At 70.2% G+C, this 16,592-nt stretch carries 18 protein-coding genes and 1 pseudogene; 6 read left to right on the forward strand and 13 right to left on the reverse strand.

The genetic code is table 11. The annotated features are described in order from the left end of the window. Positions 1-60 precede the first annotated feature (60 nt). Genes sdhC through ACQPYE_RS36980 form a run of 4 tightly spaced genes read left to right on the forward strand, consistent with a single transcriptional unit; the run spans position 61 to position 3,461 of the window. Positions 61-486, forward strand: coding sequence for a succinate dehydrogenase, cytochrome b556 subunit (gene sdhC, locus ACQPYE_RS36965; protein ID WP_230570370.1), 426 nt, complete (start codon positions 61-63; stop codon positions 484-486). Positions 487-488: 2 nt separating this feature from the next. Continuing rightward, positions 489-899: a succinate dehydrogenase hydrophobic membrane anchor subunit gene (locus tag ACQPYE_RS36970; RefSeq protein WP_123745404.1), complete on the forward strand. Its 411-nt coding sequence runs from the start codon at positions 489-491 to the stop codon at positions 897-899. A 25-nt stretch (positions 900-924) separates the two neighbouring features. After that, positions 925-2,679 (forward strand): succinate dehydrogenase flavoprotein subunit, encoded by a 1,755-nt coding sequence (sdhA, locus tag ACQPYE_RS36975; protein ID WP_498717761.1) that lies wholly within the window; start codon positions 925-927, stop codon positions 2,677-2,679. Next, complete coding sequence (locus tag ACQPYE_RS36980) at positions 2,679-3,461, forward strand: succinate dehydrogenase iron-sulfur subunit (RefSeq protein WP_498717762.1); 783 nt, start codon at positions 2,679-2,681, stop codon at positions 3,459-3,461. Before sdhA ends, ACQPYE_RS36980 begins: the two co-directional genes overlap by 1 nt. A 151-nt stretch (positions 3,462-3,612) precedes the next feature. On the opposite strand, the gene ACQPYE_RS36985 is transcribed toward ACQPYE_RS36980, so the two are convergent. After that, a complete protein-coding gene (locus ACQPYE_RS36985) occupies positions 3,613-4,890 on the reverse strand; it encodes a D-alanyl-D-alanine carboxypeptidase family protein (protein ID WP_498717763.1) in 1,278 nt (425 codons plus the stop codon). A gap of 60 nt (positions 4,891-4,950) precedes the next feature. On the opposite strand from ACQPYE_RS36985, the gene ACQPYE_RS36990 reads away from it, so the two are divergent. Further along, complete coding sequence (locus tag ACQPYE_RS36990) at positions 4,951-5,187, forward strand: SCO4848 family membrane protein (protein ID WP_498717764.1); 237 nt, start codon at positions 4,951-4,953, stop codon at positions 5,185-5,187. A gap of 24 nt (positions 5,188-5,211) precedes the next feature. Next, a complete protein-coding gene (locus ACQPYE_RS36995; protein ID WP_498717765.1) occupies positions 5,212-5,556 on the forward strand; it encodes a hypothetical protein in 345 nt (114 codons plus the stop codon). 28 nt (positions 5,557-5,584) lie between these two features. Here the strand turns inward: ACQPYE_RS36995 and ACQPYE_RS37000 are convergent, their stop codons facing one another. The 12 genes and pseudogenes from ACQPYE_RS37000 to ACQPYE_RS37055 form a co-directional block, all read right to left on the reverse strand. Then, positions 5,585-6,598: a YhjD/YihY/BrkB family envelope integrity protein gene (locus ACQPYE_RS37000; RefSeq protein WP_498717766.1), complete on the reverse strand. Its 1,014-nt coding sequence runs from the start codon at positions 6,596-6,598 to the stop codon at positions 5,585-5,587. A gap of 25 nt (positions 6,599-6,623) precedes the next feature. Beyond that, positions 6,624-7,652, reverse strand: a complete 1,029-nt coding sequence (trpS, locus tag ACQPYE_RS37005; RefSeq protein ID WP_498723063.1) for a tryptophan--tRNA ligase — start codon at positions 7,650-7,652, stop codon at positions 6,624-6,626. 69 nt (positions 7,653-7,721) lie between these two features. Next, complete coding sequence (locus ACQPYE_RS37010) at positions 7,722-8,009, reverse strand: hypothetical protein (protein WP_498717767.1); 288 nt, start codon at positions 8,007-8,009, stop codon at positions 7,722-7,724. Between the two features lie 161 nt (positions 8,010-8,170). Further along, positions 8,171-10,690, reverse strand: a complete 2,520-nt coding sequence (locus ACQPYE_RS37015) for a bifunctional FO biosynthesis protein CofGH (protein WP_498717768.1) — start codon at positions 10,688-10,690, stop codon at positions 8,171-8,173. A 90-nt stretch (positions 10,691-10,780) separates the two neighbouring features. Beyond that, a complete protein-coding gene (locus ACQPYE_RS37020; RefSeq protein WP_498717769.1) occupies positions 10,781-12,466 on the reverse strand; it encodes a TIGR03767 family metallophosphoesterase in 1,686 nt (561 codons plus the stop codon). A 161-nt stretch (positions 12,467-12,627) separates the two neighbouring features. Next, positions 12,628-12,753 (reverse strand): annotated as a pseudogene (locus ACQPYE_RS37025) (exodeoxyribonuclease III); the annotation flags it as partial. Positions 12,754-12,779: 26 nt separating this feature from the next. Continuing rightward, the gene (locus tag ACQPYE_RS37030; protein ID WP_498717770.1) at positions 12,780-13,127 is read right to left on the reverse strand and encodes a HepT-like ribonuclease domain-containing protein; all 348 of its coding nucleotides are present in this window, start codon (positions 13,125-13,127) and stop codon (positions 12,780-12,782) included. After that, positions 13,117-13,425 carry a nucleotidyltransferase family protein gene (locus ACQPYE_RS37035; RefSeq protein ID WP_498717771.1) on the reverse strand — a complete coding sequence of 103 codons (309 nt, stop codon included), beginning with the start codon at positions 13,423-13,425 and terminating at the stop codon, positions 13,117-13,119. The genes ACQPYE_RS37030 and ACQPYE_RS37035 overlap by 11 nt, the downstream gene beginning before the upstream one ends. A gap of 16 nt (positions 13,426-13,441) precedes the next feature. Beyond that, a complete protein-coding gene (locus tag ACQPYE_RS37040) occupies positions 13,442-14,266 on the reverse strand; it encodes an exodeoxyribonuclease III (RefSeq protein ID WP_498717772.1) in 825 nt (274 codons plus the stop codon). 9 nt (positions 14,267-14,275) lie between these two features. Further along, positions 14,276-14,494 carry a hypothetical protein gene (locus ACQPYE_RS37045; protein WP_498717773.1) on the reverse strand — a complete coding sequence of 73 codons (219 nt, stop codon included), beginning with the start codon at positions 14,492-14,494 and terminating at the stop codon, positions 14,276-14,278. Positions 14,495-14,506: 12 nt separating this feature from the next. Further along, complete coding sequence (locus ACQPYE_RS37050; RefSeq protein WP_498717775.1) at positions 14,507-14,821, reverse strand: SH3 domain-containing protein; 315 nt, start codon at positions 14,819-14,821, stop codon at positions 14,507-14,509. 212 nt (positions 14,822-15,033) lie between these two features. Further along, positions 15,034-16,254 (reverse strand): NADP-dependent isocitrate dehydrogenase, encoded by a 1,221-nt coding sequence (locus ACQPYE_RS37055; RefSeq protein ID WP_498717776.1) that lies wholly within the window; start codon positions 16,252-16,254, stop codon positions 15,034-15,036. Positions 16,255-16,592: the final 338 nt, after the last annotated feature.

Here is a 16,592-nt window from a genome sequence, read left to right on the forward strand (position 1 = left end):
AAGGTCCGAGTACGCACGTACCGGAGACCAGTCCACCACTGACGCTGGAGGCCGTTGCGCATGGCCGGCACCACCGCACCCGAGCGGGCGGGAACCTCTAAAGGGGGCGGAACGCTCTACCGCGGCGACCTGGGGATGTGGTCCTGGGTAGCCCACCGCATCACCGGTGTGCTGACGTTCTTCTTCCTCTTCGCGCACGTCCTGGACACCGCGCTGGTGCGGGTGTCCCCGGACGCGTACGACAAGGTCATCGAGACCTACAAGAACCCGATCGTCAACCTGTTCGAGGTCGGCCTCGTCGGCGCGGTCCTCTACCACGCGCTCAACGGCATCCGCGTGATGCTCGTCGACTTCTGGGAGAAGGGCGCTCGCTACCAGAAGCAGATGCTGTGGGTGGTGCTCGGCATCTGGGTGCTGGTGATGATCCCCGGCACCTACTACATGATGGTCCGCACGGTTACCGACCTGCTGGGTGGGGGTCACTGATCATGAGCGAACTGACCCTGGCCAAGCCGCGCGCACCGCGCCGCCCCGCCGCCCGCCGCAGCAACTTCGAGCTGTACAGCTGGCTGTTCATGCGCATCTCGGGTGTCGCGCTGGTGGTGCTGGTGCTCGGGCACCTGTTCATCATGAACATCCTCGACGGCGGCGTGCACCGCATCAACTTCGGCTTCGTCGCGGGCCGGTGGGCCTCGCCGTTCTGGCAGATGTGGGACCTGGCCATGCTGTGGCTGGCCCAGATCCACGGCGGCAACGGCCTGCGCACCGTCATCAACGACTACGCCCGCAAGGACGCGACCCGGTTCTGGCTCAAGGTGCTGCTCTACGTCTCGATGGTGCTGATCATCGCCCTCGGCACGTACGTGATCTTCACCTTCGACCCGAACATCACCGACTGACCCGCTGCGGGGAGTGCTCACAGCCATGCAGTTCCACAAGTACGACGTCGTCATCATCGGCGCGGGTGGCGCCGGGATGCGCGCGGCGATCGAGTCCGGCCAGCGCGCCCGCACGGCCGTGCTCACCAAGCTCTACCCCACGCGATCCCACACGGGCGCCGCGCAGGGCGGCATGTGCGCCGCGCTGGCGAACGTGGAGGAGGACAACTGGGAGTGGCACACCTTCGACACGATCAAGGGCGGTGACTACCTGGTCGACCAGGACGCCGCCGAGATCATGGCGAAGGAGGCCATCGACGCGGTCCTCGACCTGGAGAAGATGGGCCTGCCGTTCAACCGCACGCCCGAGGGCAAGATCGACCAGCGGCGGTTCGGCGGCCACACCCGCAACCACGGCGAGGCGGCCGTGCGCCGGGCGTGCTACGCGGCCGACCGCACCGGCCACATGATCCTCCAGACGCTGTACCAGAACTGCGTCAAGCACGGCATCGAGTTCTTCAACGAGTTCTACGTGCTCGACCTCTGCATGACCGAGACCGCCGACGGCCCGGTGTGCACCGGCGCGGTGGCCTACGAGCTGGCGACCGGCGAGATCCACGTGTTCCAGGCCAAGTCCGTGGTGTTCGCCACCGGCGGCTTCGGCAAGGTCTTCAAGACCACGTCCAACGCGCACACGCTGACCGGCGACGGCATGGGCATCGTGTTCCGCAAGGGCCTGCCGCTGGAGGACATGGAGTTCTACCAGTTCCACCCGACCGGTCTGGCCGGCCTGGGCATCCTGCTGACCGAGGGCGCGCGCGGCGAGGGCGCGATCCTCCGCAACGGCTCCGGCGAGCGGTTCATGGAGCGCTACGCACCGACCATCAAGGACCTCGCGCCGCGCGACATCGTGGCCAGGTCCATGGCGCTGGAGGTGCTGGAAGGCCGCGGCGCGGGTCCGAACAAGGACTACGTGCTGCTGGACTGCACGCACCTGGGCGCCGAGGTGCTGGAGACCAAGCTGCCCGACATCACCGAGTTCGCCCGCACCTACCTCGCGGTCGACCCGGTGACCGAGCCGGTGCCGGTCTACCCGACCGCGCACTACGCGATGGGTGGCATCCCGACCAACGTGCACGGCGAGGTGCTGCGGGACAACGACAACATCGTGCCCGGCCTCTACGCCGCCGGTGAGTGCGCGTGCGTGTCCGTCCACGGCGCGAACCGGCTCGGCACGAACTCGTTGCTGGACATCAACGTGTTCGGCCGCCGCGCGGGCATCGCCGCCGCCGAGTACGCGTTGAGCCGCGACGAGCACGTCGAGCTGCCCGAGAACCCCGCGGCCCAGGTCGAGGCGCAGGTGGCGCTGGTGCTGTCCGAGCACGGCCAGGAGCGCGTGGCGGACATCCGCACCGAGCTCCAGGCCACCATGGACGCCAACGCGTCGGTGTACCGCACCGAGGACACGCTCAAGACGGCGCTGCACGACGTGCAGGCGTTGAAGGAGCGCTACCAGCGGATCACCGTGCAGGACAAGGGGAAGCGGTTCAACACCGACCTCCTGGAAGCCGTCGAGCTGGGCTTCCTCCTGGAGCTGGCCGAGGTTCTCGTCGTGGGCGCGCTGGCGCGCAAGGAGTCCCGCGGCGGTCACGCGCGCGAGGACTACCCGAACCGCGACGACACGAACTTCATGCGCCACAGCATGTACTACAAGCAGGGCGACGGCCTGGCGGCCGACATCCGGCTCGACTACAAGCCCGTGACGTTCACCCGGTACCAGCCGATGGAGCGCAAGTACTGATGACCGCTACCGCTGAAGTGTCCACCGGCTCGCGCGGGAACCAGCCCCCCGTGCCGGACGGCGCGATCACCGTCACCCTGAAGGTGCGCCGGTTCAACCCGGAGTTCGACGACGAGCCGCGCTGGGACTCGTTCGAGATCCCGGCCCTGCCGTCGGACCGCGTGCTGAACCTGCTGCACTACGTGAAGTGGTACCTCGACGGGACGCTGACGTTCCGCCGGTCGTGCGCGCACGGCATCTGCGGCTCGGACGCGATGCGCATCAACGGCGTGAACCGGCTGGCGTGCAAGGTGCTGCTGAAGGACCTGCTGGCGTCGGGCGGCAAGCACACCACGATCACCATCGAGCCCATCAAGGGCCTGCCGGTGCACAAGGACCTGCTGGTCGACATGGAGCCGTTCTTCGAGGCGTTCAAGGCGGTCAAGCCGTACCTCATCACGTACGGCAACGAGCCGACGCGTGAGCGGGTCCAGTCCATCGCCGACCGCGAGCGGTTCGACGACACCACCAAGTGCATCCTGTGCGCGGCGTGCACCACGTCGTGCCCGGTGTACTGGACCGAGGGCTCGTACTTCGGCCCGGCGGCCATCGTCAACGCCCACCGGTTCATCTTCGACAGCCGTGACGAGGGCGCCGAAGAACGCCTGGACATCCTGAACGACATCGACGGCGTCTGGCGCTGCCGCACGACGTTCAACTGCACCGACGCCTGCCCCCGCGGCATCCAGGTCACCAAGGCCATCCAGGAAGTCAAGCGCGCCCTGCTCTTCAAGCGCACCTGACCCCGCGAGAGTCCTACCTCCAGCACGCGAGAGTCCTACGTTCAGAACACCTGAATTCAACGCTCAGACACGGCGACGTCGTCGTGAGCGTTGAATTCAGGGTGTGTGAACGTAGGACTCTCGGCGTTTGAACGTAGGACTCTCGCGGGGGTCAGGACTGTTGACGGGCGGCGCGGGCGGCGCGGGCGCGGCGGCTGCGCAGGTACATGAACAGGCCCAGGAGCAGGCCCAGGACGGCGACGGCGGTGATCGGGCCGCCGACGTTGCCGAACGCGGTCTCCATGGCGGAGGGCCGGGTGCCGCCCGGCGTGGCGCCGGCGACGTCGCCGACACCCGCGCTGGTCGGCGTCGGCCGGGGCTCGGTGGTCTTCTTCTTCGCCTGCGGCGCGCCCTCGACCAGCCTGCCGATCGGGTTGCCGGCCGCGGCCGGTTCCAGGGCGAAGCCGTAGTCGAGCAGGCGGGCGGCCTGGTCGGTCATCCGCGGCTGCTGCTGACCCCGCAGCAGCACGACGACGAGCCGCTTGCCGTTGCGCTCGGCCGCGCCCACGTAGGTGTGCTGCGCGTCGTCGGTGAAGCCGGACTTGCCGCCCAACGAGCCCGCGTACGTGGTCAGCAGCCGGTTGTCGTTGACGACCGGCACGGTCCCGCTGCCGTCGGGCGCCGGGAAGTCGATGCGCTGCGTCATCACGGCCTTGACGAAGTCCGGGTACTTCATCGCCTCGCGGTAGATCAACGCCACGTCGTAGGCCGACGTCGACGTGCCCGGCGCGTCCAGCCCGGACGGCGTCACGGCCCGCGTGTCCAGCGCACCCAGCTCGGCCGCCAGCGCGTTCATCTTCCGGATCGCCGACGGCACCCCGCCCAGCCGACGGGCCAGTGCGTGCGCCACGTCGTTGCCCGAGGCCATCACCAGCGCGTGGAGCATCTGCTCGACGGTGTACTCCGCGCCGCTGCGCAGCCCCACGCACGTGCACTCCTGCGCGAGGTCCTCCGGTGTCGCCGCCACCGTGGAGTCGGGCGCGAGCTCCTTGGCCACCACCATGGCCAGCAGCACCTTGATCACCGACGCGGGCCGCTGCCGGCCGTGCGGGTCGAGGGCCGCCAGCACGGCTCCGCTGTTCATGTCGGCCAGCAGCCAGCTCTCGGCCGTGATGCCCTCCGGGGGCACGGGCGCGTTGGGTGGCAGCACGAGGCCGCACTCACCGAGGCGCTGTCCCCCGATCGGGCTCTCCGGTACCTCGATCGGTGGTGGAGGCTTCTCGCCCGGCGCCACCTGTTCGGACGTGTCCACCGGCGGGGGCGGTGACACCTTGTTCTCGCAGGCCGGCTGTGCCGTCGCGACCGGTGCGGCCACGTACGACGCGCCGGCCATCAGCGCGCAAGCAGCCAGGACCAGGGCAACGGGCCGTCGGAACGCGGAGGAACGCACCCGTCCAGGCTAACCACCCCGGATGAGTGACCTGCACCCGCCACGTCGGATACTGCTCCGGTGAAGCTCTCCCGCGGCACGTCCGTGTTCCTGCTTGCCTTCGGGGTGTGGTCCTGGGTGATCTGGCCGACCTTCCTGCGCAACATCTGGAAGGACCCCCGCTCGTGGGACGGCGGCCCGACCGCGTTCTTCACCGTCCACCTGCTGCTCGTCGTCGCGTCGCTCACCTTCGGCACGGTCATCGGCGTGTTGGGCGTGCGCGGGCTGCGTGCGGCCAGAAGCGCCGACAGCGAGTAACCCACCACACCTGGAGGCTCCGCCGTGGAGTTCGTGCGCCTACTGCTGGTGTTCCTGCACCTGCTCGGCATGGGCATGCTGATCGCGATGTTCTTCGTCCAGCGCCGAGCCGGGACCGACGCCCCGCTGAACAAGGGCTGGCTGCACGGCAGCGCGTTGCAGCTGCTCACCGGCGTGGCGCTGATGGGCCTGGCCCCGCTGACCGACCAGGACTACGACAACGTCAAGATCGGCGTGAAGCTGCTGGTCCTGGTCGTCATCGCGGCCCTGGTCGCGGTCAACCTGAAGAAGAGGCCCGCCGCCTGGCTCGCGCCCGTCCTGGCCGGCCTGGTCGTGCTGAACGTGGGCATCGCCGTCTTCTGGACCTGAGCCCGGACGCGGGCGGAGGACGTCGGCCTCAACGCCGCCGGAACAACGCGCCCAGCAGCAGCCCCGCGCCGACCAGCCCGACGGCGGCGCGGGGGCTGGGACCGGACCGCACCTGCACCACCGGCTGGATCACCGCGGGCGGCGGCGGCACGGGCGGGTCGCGCAGCAGGTTCTCCCGCGCGGTGGCCGTCCAGGCGGTGATGAACAGCAGCGACTGGGCCACCAGGTTCGCGAAGAACAGCACACCGATGATCGGGCCGAACGCCGCGCCCGCCGGTGAGGACGTGACGGTGCTCAGGTAGAGCGTCCCGCCCTGCTTGAGCACCTCGAACACGAACGCCGCCGCCGCCGCGCCCTTGGCCGCGCTGCGCAGGCTGAACGGCTTGCGCGGCAGCTTGGCCAGGACCCACAGGAACACCAGCCAGTTCGCCACCAGGCCGAGCACGATCGTGCCGATCTTCAGCAGCGCCTCGGCCCACCCCACGCCGTCCAGGCCGACCCACCGCAGCACCAGCTCCGCCAGCCCGCTGCCCGCCGCCGTCAGACCGAACGACACCACCAGCGCCGCACCCAGGCTGACCAGCGCCAACAGGTCCTTCACCAGGGTCTTGAAGAACGGCAGGTCCTCCTTGGCGTGGCCCCACTGCGCGGTCAGCGCGTCACGCAGGTTGCTCATCCACCCCAGGCCGGAGTAGGCGGCGGTGAGCAGGCCGAGGACGCCGACCGTGCCCTTGGAGTCGATGGCCTGCTGCACCACTTCGTTGATGGTGTCGCCGAGCGCGCCCGGCACCGCCTCGGCGATGGAGACCTTCAGCTCGTCCAGCAACCCGGGCTGCGAGGCCAGCACGAAGCCGGCGACGGCGAACCCGATCATCAGCATGGGCACGAGCGACAGCACGCTGAAGTACGTCACCGCCGCCGCGTAGTGCGCCCCGTAGCTCTCGCTGTACCGGTCGGCGGCGCGGAACAGGTGGTCCAGCCACGGCTTCCGCCGGCGCAGCCGGTCGAGCTTCGACTCGTCGGTCCCACCCTTTTCCGCCACACGGAAAAGTTAGTGCGTCAGGTGATCACACGCCACTCGACAGGAACCCGATCCGGTCGTAGGCCCGCGCCAGCGTCTTCGCGGCCACCGCACGCGCCCGTTCCGCGCCGCGCGCCAGCACCTTGTCCAGCTCGGCGGTGTCGTCCAGGTACTCGGCCACCCGCGCCCTGACCGGCGTGACGAAGTCGGTGAACACCTCGCCGAGGTCCTTCTTCAGGTCCCCGTAGCCCTTGCCCTCGTAGTCGGCGACCAGCGACTCGACCGAGCGCCCGGTCAACGCGGAGTAGATCACCAGCAGGTTGCTCACGCCGGGCTTGTGCTCCGGGTCGTGCACGATCTCGCGGCCGGTGTCCGTGACCGCCGACCGGATCTTCTTGGCCGACCGCTTCGGGTCCTCCAGCAGCTCCACCACGCCCGCCGGCACGGACTTCGACATCTTCGACGTCGGGTCCTGGAGGTCGTAGATCTTGGCGGTGTCCTTGACGATGTAGGGCTCGGGCAGCCGGAACGTCTTGCCGTACCGGGTGTTGAACCGCTGCGCCAGGTCGCGGGTCAGCTCCAGGTGCTGCCGCTGGTCCTCGCCAACCGGCACGTGGTGCGCCTGGTAGAGCAGGATGTCCGCGGCCTGGAGGATCGGGTACGTGAACAGGCCGACGCCGATCGCCGCCTCCTGCCGCGCGGACTTGTCCTTGAACTGGGTCATCCGGCTGGCCTCGCCGAAGCCGGTCAGGCACTGCATCACCCAGGCCAGCTGCGCGTGCTCCGGGACGTGCGACTGCACGAACAGCGCCGAGCGGTCCGGGTCGATGCCGAGCGCGAGCAGCTGCGCGGCCGACACGCGGGTGTTCTGGCGCAGCACCTTGGGGTCCTGCTCGACGGTGATCGCGTGCAGGTCGACGACGCAGTAGAACGCGTCGTGCGTCTCCTGCAGCGCCACCCACTGGCGGAGCGCGCCGAGGTAGTTGCCGAGGTGGAACGAGCCCGCGGTCGGCTGGATGCCGGACAGCACGCGGGGGCGGCCCACCGGGGTCGGAGCCGGGTTCTCGGCAGGCAGGCCGGCGGCCCCGCCCGCGGCGTTCTCCACAGAGTTTTCGACAGCCACGGGAGGATTCTCCCAGGCCGATCAGACCCCGGTGGTGGCGGGCCGCACCTCGGTCACGTCGCCGCCGTCGACCACCGGGGTGATGACCACGGGCTGGTTCGCCGCCGTGCGCACCACGACCGTCCGGCGACGCCGGACCAGACCGGCCACCAGGCCGATCACGCCGAACGCCACCGCGGCGATGCCGACCGGCGCCTCGATGGAGACCGGAGCCGCCACCGCGCCGTCGGCCGCCGCCGCGACACCGCCGACGACCAGGGAAGACGCCGCGCCCAGGACCAGACCCAGGACCACACCGCGACCGCGCACCGCCCAGCCTCCTCACCAACACCGTGCCACTCCACCGAGGAGTGAACCTTGTTGACGGACGGCCGCGAACCTACCGAAGCTGAGGGACTGCCCTGTCCGGCTCAGGTAAACGCGACCGGCGGCAGACTAACCACAACCGCTCCCACCCGTCCCCGCAGGGGTTACCCCACGACGTCGACTCGGCCATATGTCGTAGTGCGCTGCCGGGCCGGGCGACCGGCCAGCGCCGCGGTCGCGTGCAGCTCGACGGCCGTGCGGGCGGAGCCGTGCTCGGAGCCCGCCATGCGGCTGATGGTCTCCTCCATGAGCGTGCCGCCCAGGTCGTTGGCGCCGCCCCGGAGCACCTCGGCAGTGCCCTCGTCGCCCAGCTTGACCCACGAGCACTGGACGTTGTCCACGCGGCCGTGCAGGGCGAGCCGGGCGAACGCGTGCACGGCCCGGTTGTCGCGCCGCGTGGGGCCGGGACGGGCGACGCCCGCCAGGTAGATCGGCGCGTTGCGGTGCACGAAGGGCAGGCCCACGAACTCGGTCAGGCCGCCCGTGCGGTCCTGCAGCGCCGCCAGCGCCCGGAAGTGCCCGAGCCAGTGGCCGGGGTGGTCGACGTGGCCGTACATCATCGTGGACGACGAGCGGATGCCCACCTCGTGCGCGGTGGCGACCACGTCCAGCCAGGTCGCGGCGGGCAGCTTGCCCTTGGTCAGCACCCAGCGCACGTCGTCGTCGAGGATCTCGGCGGCCGTGCCGGGGATGGTGTCCAGGCCCGCGTCGCGCAGCTCGGTCAGCCACTCGCGCACGCTCACGCCCGCCTTGGCCGCCGCGCTGACGATCTCCATCGGGCTGAACGCGTGCACGTGCATGCCCGGCACCCTGGTCTTGATCGCGCGCACGACGTCGGCGTAGTACGTGACCGGCAGCTTCGGGTCGATGCCGCCCTGCATGCAGACCTCGGTCGCGCCCGCGTCCCACGCCTCCTGCGCGCGGTCGGCGACCTCGGCCACGGACAGCCGGAACGCGTCGGCGTCGCGCTCGCGCTGGGCGAACGCGCAGAACCGGCAGCCGACGTAGCAGACGTTGGAGAAGTTGATGTTCCGGTTGACCACGTAGGTGACGTCGTCGCCGACCACCTCGGCGCGCAGCTCGTCGGCGAGCCTGGTCATGGTCTCCAGCGCCGCGCCGTCCGCGGTGAGCAGCGCCATGGCGGCGTCGGTGTCGTCCAGCAGCTTCCCGGGGCTGTCCGCGGCCAGCCCGAGGGCGCGGGCGGCGTCCTCGGGCAGCCGTTCGACCGCCTTGGGGACGGTCAACGACGCCCAGTCGCCGTAGACGCTGTCGAAGTCGCCGCGCCGGTCCTCGGTGCGGCCCTCGGTGTCGATGGCGGTGTTCAGGTCGGCCCGGCCGTAGGTGTCCAGGCCGCCGTCGGGCTCCTGCCACTCGCGGCCGACGACCGGCGCGTCCGGCTCGGCCAGGCCGTCCTCCCGCGCCAGCGCGGACACGTGCGCGGTGAGGCGGGTGTCGATCCACTGCCCGGCGGTCGCGGTCACGTAGCGCGGGTAGACGGCGAGGCGCTCGCGCAGCTCGAACCCGGCCGCGCGGGTGTGCTCGGCCAGCACGTCGACCTGCGGCCACGGCCGCTCGGGGTTGACGTGGTCCGGCGTCACGGGCGAGACGCCGCCCCAGTCGTCGACACCGGCCCTGAGCATCAGCCCGAACTCGCCGCCGACCAGGTTCGGCGGCGCCTGCACGCTCGTGGACGACGGCATGACCAGCCGCGCCACCGCGATCGTGGCGGCCAGCTCGCGCAGATCGGCGTCGGGCATGCCGCGCATCGCGGTGTCCGGCTTGGCCCGGAAGTTCTGGATGATCACTTCCTGGACGTGCCCGTACTGGCGCGCGACGCCGCGCATGGCCAGCAGGGACTCGGCGCGCTCGGTGACCGTCTCGCCGATGCCGATCAGGATCCCGGTGGTGAACGGCACGTTCACCCGACCCGCGTCGGTGAGCACCCGCAGCCGGACCGCGGGCTCCTTGTCGGGGCTGCCGTGGTGCGGGCCGCCCTTCTCGCTCCACAGCCGCTCGGCCGTGGTCTCCAGCATCATCCCCATGCTGGCCGCGACCGGGCGCAGCCGCTGCAACTCCTCCCAGCTCAGCACGCCGGGGTTGAGGTGCGGCAGCAGGCCGGTCTCCTCCAGCACCGCGATGGCGCTGGCCCGCACGTAGTCGAGCGTCGAGGAGTACCCGCGCGCCTCCAGCCACTCCTTCGCCTGCGGCCACCGCTCCTCGGGCCGGTCGCCCAGCGTGAAGAGGGCTTCCTTGCAGCCCTGGGCGGCGGCCCGGCGGGCGATCTCCAGCACCTCGTCGCGCTCCAGGAACGCGGCGGGCAGCTTGTGCGGGACCGTGGCGAACGTGCAGTAGTGGCAGCGGTCCCGGCACAGGCGGGTCAGCGGGATGAACGCGTTGCGGCTGTAGGTGACGACACCCGGCCGCCCCTCCGCCAGCAGGTGCGCGTCACGCACCCGGCCGGCGGCGGCCAGCAACGACTCCAGGTCGTCACCGCGGGCGTGCAGCAGCACGGCGGCCTCGGTGACGTCGAGCACCGCGCCGTCCGCGGCACGGCGCAAGGCGCGTCGCATCGACGACTCGCTGGGCGTCGGTTCCGGCGGGGTGATCGAGATGTCCACGGCCACGACAACGACACTAGGTGCGGAAAATTCCTGATCACGCCCAGTGTGACGTCCGACACCAGGCGCGGTCGGGTGCTGTCGGGTGCTGTCGCGCTAGCGGACCGGCGACCTCCCGGCCACCAGGAGCTCGGTGTTGCGGTCGGTCGCCGCGCCGACGGCGTTCGCGTTGGCGTGCGGGTCGTTGAACGCGAACTCGCGGGCCAGCGACGCGAGGCCGCGCGGCGAGGGGTCGTCGTAGTCCGCCTGGTACGGCGCGTCACCCTCCACCAGGGTGGTGAACAGGGACAACGTGCCGTCGCCGTTGTCGGCGAGCTCGATGATCCGGGCGTGCTGCGGGTGGTCGACGTGAGCGGCGGTGTTGATCTCCCAGAACGCGCGCTCGCCGGTGCCGTGCGGGACGATCCGGTTCTCGTGGGTGTGGCCGTTGACCCAGGCGACGACGTTCGGGAACCGGCCGAGGAGGTCGACGAGCGCCTTGCCGTCCAGTCGCGGGTCGAGCGGGCGGCGGCGGTCGGGCAGGACGTTGCCCATGGTCCAGCTGGTGTGGTGGCTGAACAGGACGAACAGCTCGTCGGTGACGTCCTGGCGGTGGGGGAAGCCGAGCACGTCGTAGTAGCGGGAGCTGCCGCGCTTGAGGGTCCGTTCCAGCCAGAGGTACTGGTGCAGGCCGATCGAGCCGTCGGCGAAGCCACCGGTGGTCGTGGTGTCGAGGCTGACGCCGGTGACGCCGGGCGCGATCGGGAACGCGTAGAAGACGTCCACGCCGTCGGCGTTGTCGTCGGTGAAGCCGTGGCCGTGCGGCCCGGGGCCGGTGTGGCGCGGGTCGAGGTGCGCCCGGACGAACTCGGCGGTGGTGAACGGGCGGCGGCGGGCGTCCGGCGTGACCGTGCGGACCAGGCCGCCCTCGGCGACGACGGCCGCCGCGTCCAGCACGTGCGCGGGGTCGGTCATGGCCCTGGCGAGCCGCTGGGTCTGGCCGGCCGAGAAGCCCATGATCTTGCGGTTCGAGGTGTAGAGGCCGTCGAGCAGCGGGATGCCGTCGGGCAGCGTGCCGACCACGCTGTCGTCGTGGTTGCCGAACGTGCAGTACCAGGGGATGCGCAGGCCGGGGCTGTCGAACGGGCGGATGGCGGCGTCGAGCAGGCCGGGCAGGTGCGGGAAGCCCTTGGCCCGGTAGTCGTCGAGGAGGGTGGAGCCCGGGTTCCAGTAGGCCGTGACGCCGGAGTCCTGCACGCCTTCGTAGCGGGCGGGGTCGCCGGTGTTCGCGGTGATCCGGCCGCCGTTGAGGACGGTGAAGAACCAGTCGAGCTCGATCAGCTCGTGGTTGTCGGTGTTGTCGCCGGTGGTCATCATGAAGTCGATCGGGCGGTCGGTGAACGGCCCGGTGCGGATGGCGTTGATCCGCTGGACCAGTGCCGTCGACGTGTGCTGGGCGAGCGTCTCGTGCGCGCGGAAGGCCCCGGCGCCCAGCAGCGGGTGGGTGTACTCGAAGCGGGCCGGGCTCTGCGCGTCGACCATGTGCATGTCGGTGAACTGGACGAAGCAGGCCAGCGACGTGCGTCGATCCGCCCGTCCCGCACCGGGCGCCGCCAGGTCCGACCGCACCACCGACGGCCACCCCGGGCCGGCCCGCAACCTGCGGTAGCCCGTGCCGCCGACCGCCGTGGCCGTCGCGTCCAACGTCGTGCCGGTGGTGGCCGCCCACGCGGGCCCGCCCCACAGCAGCCCGGCGCCCGCCGCGCCCGTCGCCTGGAAGAAACGCCGCCGGCTGATCCCCATCGAACGCTCCCGGTGTCTCGGTTAAGTGAAAAGTTCTCACGAACCAGGGAGCGCGTCACGAACTCGGGGTGAAGTGCGGCCGAACGAGCGAAGTCGATCGTCGGGTGGATCGGTTCCGCCTGCGCGCAACGGATCGACCCGAGCCGCCCAGGACTCGCGACTCAGCCGTAGACGACCGTCACGGGCGCGTGGTCGGACCAGCGCTCGGCGTACGTGGCCGCCCGCTCGACCACGGCGGTGCGGGCGGTGGCGGCCAGGGGTTCGGTGGCGGCGTGCAGGTCGATCCGCCGGCGGATGCGCGTTGTGGAACCCATCAGTCATCCGCGCGATCGAGCAGTCGGCGAAGCACCTGCTCCAACGCGGGCACCTTGTCGATGAGCGTCTGCCAGACCAAAGCATCGTCAACCGAGGCGTACCCGTGGATCAGGATGTTGCGGAAAGCGACGATCCGGTTGACGTCCGGGATGGCCGACGCGAGTTCGGCATCTACCTTGCGGAGCTGGTTCAAAGCTTCGCCGATGATCTCGAACTGCCGCTCGACCGCCGACCTCAGCATGGCGTCCGCCTCGTAGTCGACGAACGACTTGCCGGCGCTGAACTGACTCAGCAGGTCAACGGCTTGCGACGCGTCCCAGAGGTAGGCGCGGGGATCAGGCCGCATACAGCTGTTCCCGGGTTTCCATCACGCGCTGACGGAAGTACGGGTTGCGGATGCTGGAACCGCTCACGAGGTCGACCGGTCGGCCGAAGATCCGCTCCAGCCCTTCCTTCAGGGCGAAGTAGCTGTCGAAGTAGTCGAAGCCCGGACCGGCGTCGAACTCCACGAGGACGTCCACGTCACTGGACACCACGTCGAACGAGTCACCGACAGCGGACCCGAACACATCGAGACGACGAACGCCCAACGTGCGGCACAGGTCCCCCACCTCGGACGACCTGGCCGTGATGATCTCGTGCACGGACGTCACCTCCCGCTCACGATTGTGCCTGATCCCCGGCCTTGGGCCAGTCAAAGCTGACGGTGACGGGAGCGTGGTCGGACCAGCGCTCGGCGTACGTGGCCGCCCGCTCGACCACGGCGGTGCGGGCGGTGGCGGCCAGGGGTTCGGTGGCGGCGTGCAGGTCGATCCGCCAGCCGGAGTCGTTGTCGAAGGCCTTGCCGCGATAGGACCACCAGGTGTACGGGCCCGTCACGTCCGGGTGCAGGGAGCGGACCACGTCGACGTAGCGGGCCTCGCCGAACACGCGGTCCAGCCAGGCGCGCTCCTCCGGCAGGAAGCCGGACGACTTCTGGTTCGTCTTCCACGCCTTCAGGTCCTCGGCCCGGTGCGCGATGTTCCAGTCGCCGCACACCAGCACCTCGCGCCCGTCGGCGGCGGCCTTGTCGCGCAGCTCCACCAGGTACGGCAGGAACGCCGCCGTGAACCGGTCCTTCTCGTCCTGCCTCGGCGTGCCGACGTCACCGCTGGGCAGGTACAGCGACGCCACGACCACGTCGGCCAGCTCGACCTCGACGTACCGGCCCGAGTGCTCGAACTCGGGCGCCCCGAACCCGATCCGCACGGCCCGCGGCGCCTCGCGCGTCAGCACGGCGACCCCGTTGCGCCCCTTGACCTCGGAGTACGCGTGCGCCACGTGCCAACCCTCCGGCGACCGCACCTCGTCCGGCAGCTGCCCGGGCTCGGCGCGCACCTCCTGGAGGCACACCACGTCGGCCGCCGTCGCGGCCAGCCACTCGAGGTAGCCCTTCTTCGCCGCGGCGCGCAGCCCGTTGACGTTGATCGAGGAGACGGTCAGCACCCGGGCAGCCTAACCGCGATCCGCGACCGCCCAGCCGTGCGGGTACTCGGCGCCGCAGCCCGTGCAGGACGCGGCCAGGCCCCACATCAGCACCAGCGGGCTGCTGCCCTCCGGCGACGGCACCCCCGCCAGCTCGTGCCCGTCCACCACGGCCCGCAGACCGGGCCACTCCGGCTCGCACGCGCAGGTCACCACGCCACGCCGGAACGACCGCCACTTGAAGAACATCCGCCCATCAGATCACGTGCAGCCGCTGTCCGAGGTGGGCGTCACGAACTCGGCCTTCACCCACCGCCCGTCCGACAGCAGCCGGAAGCCGTTCTCGATCCTCGGCTCGGCCCGCACCACCGCGTCACGCGGCATGGTCGCCACGATCGGCTGGGTGTCGGCCGGCCCGGACCGCACGTTGAGGATGTCGGCGATCACCGTCACCCTGCACTCGTGGCCGGCGGTCTCGTCCACGCCGAGCCTCTTGCCCTCGTTGGCGACGTACATCAACCCGGCCGCCGCGAGCACACCCACGACGACCACGCCACGCACCGGAATCCCGAACATCACGCCTCCCGACACCGCTGCCGAAGTGCAGATATAGCGCGAGCGGGCAGGGCTCGGGACGGTCGGCGGCACATTCCACCCCACCGGGGAACCGGACGGGTGACGCCGTCACGGAAACGGAACAGCACGCGCCGGCGCCGGCGTGGTTGCCGAAACGGATCAGGGGACCGCCCGGAGGCGGTCCCCTGATCACGCGAGCCGAAGGGCGGGCGTCAGCCGGCCATCTTCTTCTGCAGGTTCTCGTCCAGCGTGCCGAGGAAGTCCTCGGTGGTCAGCCACTCCTGGTCCTTGCCGACGAGCACGGCGAGGTCCTTGGTCATCCGGCCGCTCTCGACGGTCTCCACGATGACCTGCTCCAACGTCTGCGCGAAGCCGGTCACCTCCGGCGTGCCGTCCAGCTTGCCGCGGTGCTTCAGGCCACCGGTCCACGCGAAGATCGACGCGATCGGGTTGGTGGACGTCGGCTTGCCCGCTTGGTGCTGCCGGTAGTGCCGGGTGACGGTGCCGTGCGCGGCCTCCGCCTCGACGGTCCTGCCGTCCGGCGTCATCAGCACCGACGTCATCAGGCCCAGCGAGCCGAAGCCCTGCGCGACCGTGTCGGACTGGACGTCGCCGTCGTAGTTCTTGCACGCCCAGACGTAGCCGCCCTCCCACTTCATCGCGGCGGCCACCATGTCGTCGATCAGGCGGTGCTCGTAGGTCAGGCCCGCCGCGTCGAACCGCGCCTTGAACTCGTCCTCGAACACCTGCTGGAAGATGTCCTTGAAGGCGCCGTCGTACGCCTTGAGGATGGTGTTCTTGGTCGACATGTACACCGGGTAGTTGCGCTGCAACCCGTACGAGAAGGAGGCACGCGCGAAGTCCTCGATGGACTTGTTGAAGTTGTACATGCCCATGGCCACGCCGCCGTCGGCGCCGTAGTTGGCCACCACGTGCTTGATCGGCTCGGAGCCGTCCTCGGGCGTGAACGTGATGGTCAGCTCGCCCGCGCCGGGGACCTTGAAGTTGGTCGCCTTGTACTGGTCGCCGTGCGCGTGACGGCCGATGATGATCGGCTTCGTCCAGCCCGGCACCAGCCGCGGGATGTTCGAGATGATGATCGGCTCGCGGAACACCACGCCGCCGAGGATGTTGCGGATCGTGCCGTTCGGCGAGACCCACATCTTCTTCAGGCCGAACTCCTCCACCCGCGCCTCGTCGGGCGTGATGGTGGCGCACTTCACGCCGACGCCGTGCTTCTTGATGGCGTGCGCGGAGTCGATGGTGACCTGGTCGTCGGTGGCGTCCCGGTGCTCGATGCCCAGGTCGTAGTACTCGAGGTCGACGTCCAGGTACGGGTGGATCAGCTTGTCCTTGATGAACTGCCAGATGATCCGCGTCATCTCGTCGCCGTCGAGTTCGACGACGGTCCCCTGAACCTTGATCTTGCCCATACTCAGGGCGCTCCTCTCGCGACAATGCAAGCAAGACAAGCGTACTGCTATGTCGGGTTGCTTGCGTCCATCCGGGCGGAAAAAGGGAACGGCGTCACACCTGCGCCGAGGCCGCTGCCGCCGGTGGCACGTGTGGTCTCCCGGCCAATACAACCAGCCGCGCCCACCGGCCGCCGCACGGGGACGACCCACGGGACGACCGACGGGGCGACCGATGAGCGAGCGATGAGCGAGCGACGGGCGAGCGACGGTGGCACTCGGCGAGACTCGAACACGCGTTCGCGGGATGCGCGCGCCACCGGGCCGCGTCCCGCTAACCTCGACCCGTACGAGTGATC

This window comes from Actinosynnema sp. CA-299493, assembly GCF_050946825.1.
GTDB lineage: Bacteria > Actinomycetota > Actinomycetes > Mycobacteriales > Pseudonocardiaceae > Actinosynnema.

What these genes read in the sequence shown, in the direction of transcription:
- sdhC (WP_230570370.1), top strand. Translation starts at nt 61, where the DNA reads ATGGCCGGCACCACCGCACCCGAGCGGGCGGGAACCTCTAAAGGGGGC.
- ACQPYE_RS36970 (WP_123745404.1), top strand. Translation starts at nt 489, where the DNA reads ATGAGCGAACTGACCCTGGCCAAGCCGCGCGCACCGCGCCGCCCCGCC.
- sdhA (WP_498717761.1), top strand. Translation starts at nt 925, where the DNA reads ATGCAGTTCCACAAGTACGACGTCGTCATCATCGGCGCGGGTGGCGCC.
- ACQPYE_RS36980 (WP_498717762.1), top strand. Translation starts at nt 2,679, where the DNA reads ATGACCGCTACCGCTGAAGTGTCCACCGGCTCGCGCGGGAACCAGCCC.
- ACQPYE_RS37020 (WP_498717769.1), bottom strand. Translation starts at nt 12,466, where the DNA reads ATGGGGATCAGCCGGCGGCGTTTCTTCCAGGCGACGGGCGCGGCGGGC.
- ACQPYE_RS37030 (WP_498717770.1), bottom strand. Translation starts at nt 13,127, where the DNA reads ATGCGGCCTGATCCCCGCGCCTACCTCTGGGACGCGTCGCAAGCCGTT.
- ACQPYE_RS37045 (WP_498717773.1), bottom strand. Translation starts at nt 14,494, where the DNA reads ATGTTCTTCAAGTGGCGGTCGTTCCGGCGTGGCGTGGTGACCTGCGCG.
- ACQPYE_RS37050 (WP_498717775.1), bottom strand. Translation starts at nt 14,821, where the DNA reads ATGTTCGGGATTCCGGTGCGTGGCGTGGTCGTCGTGGGTGTGCTCGCG.
- ACQPYE_RS37055 (WP_498717776.1), bottom strand. Translation starts at nt 16,254, where the DNA reads ATGGGCAAGATCAAGGTTCAGGGGACCGTCGTCGAACTCGACGGCGAC.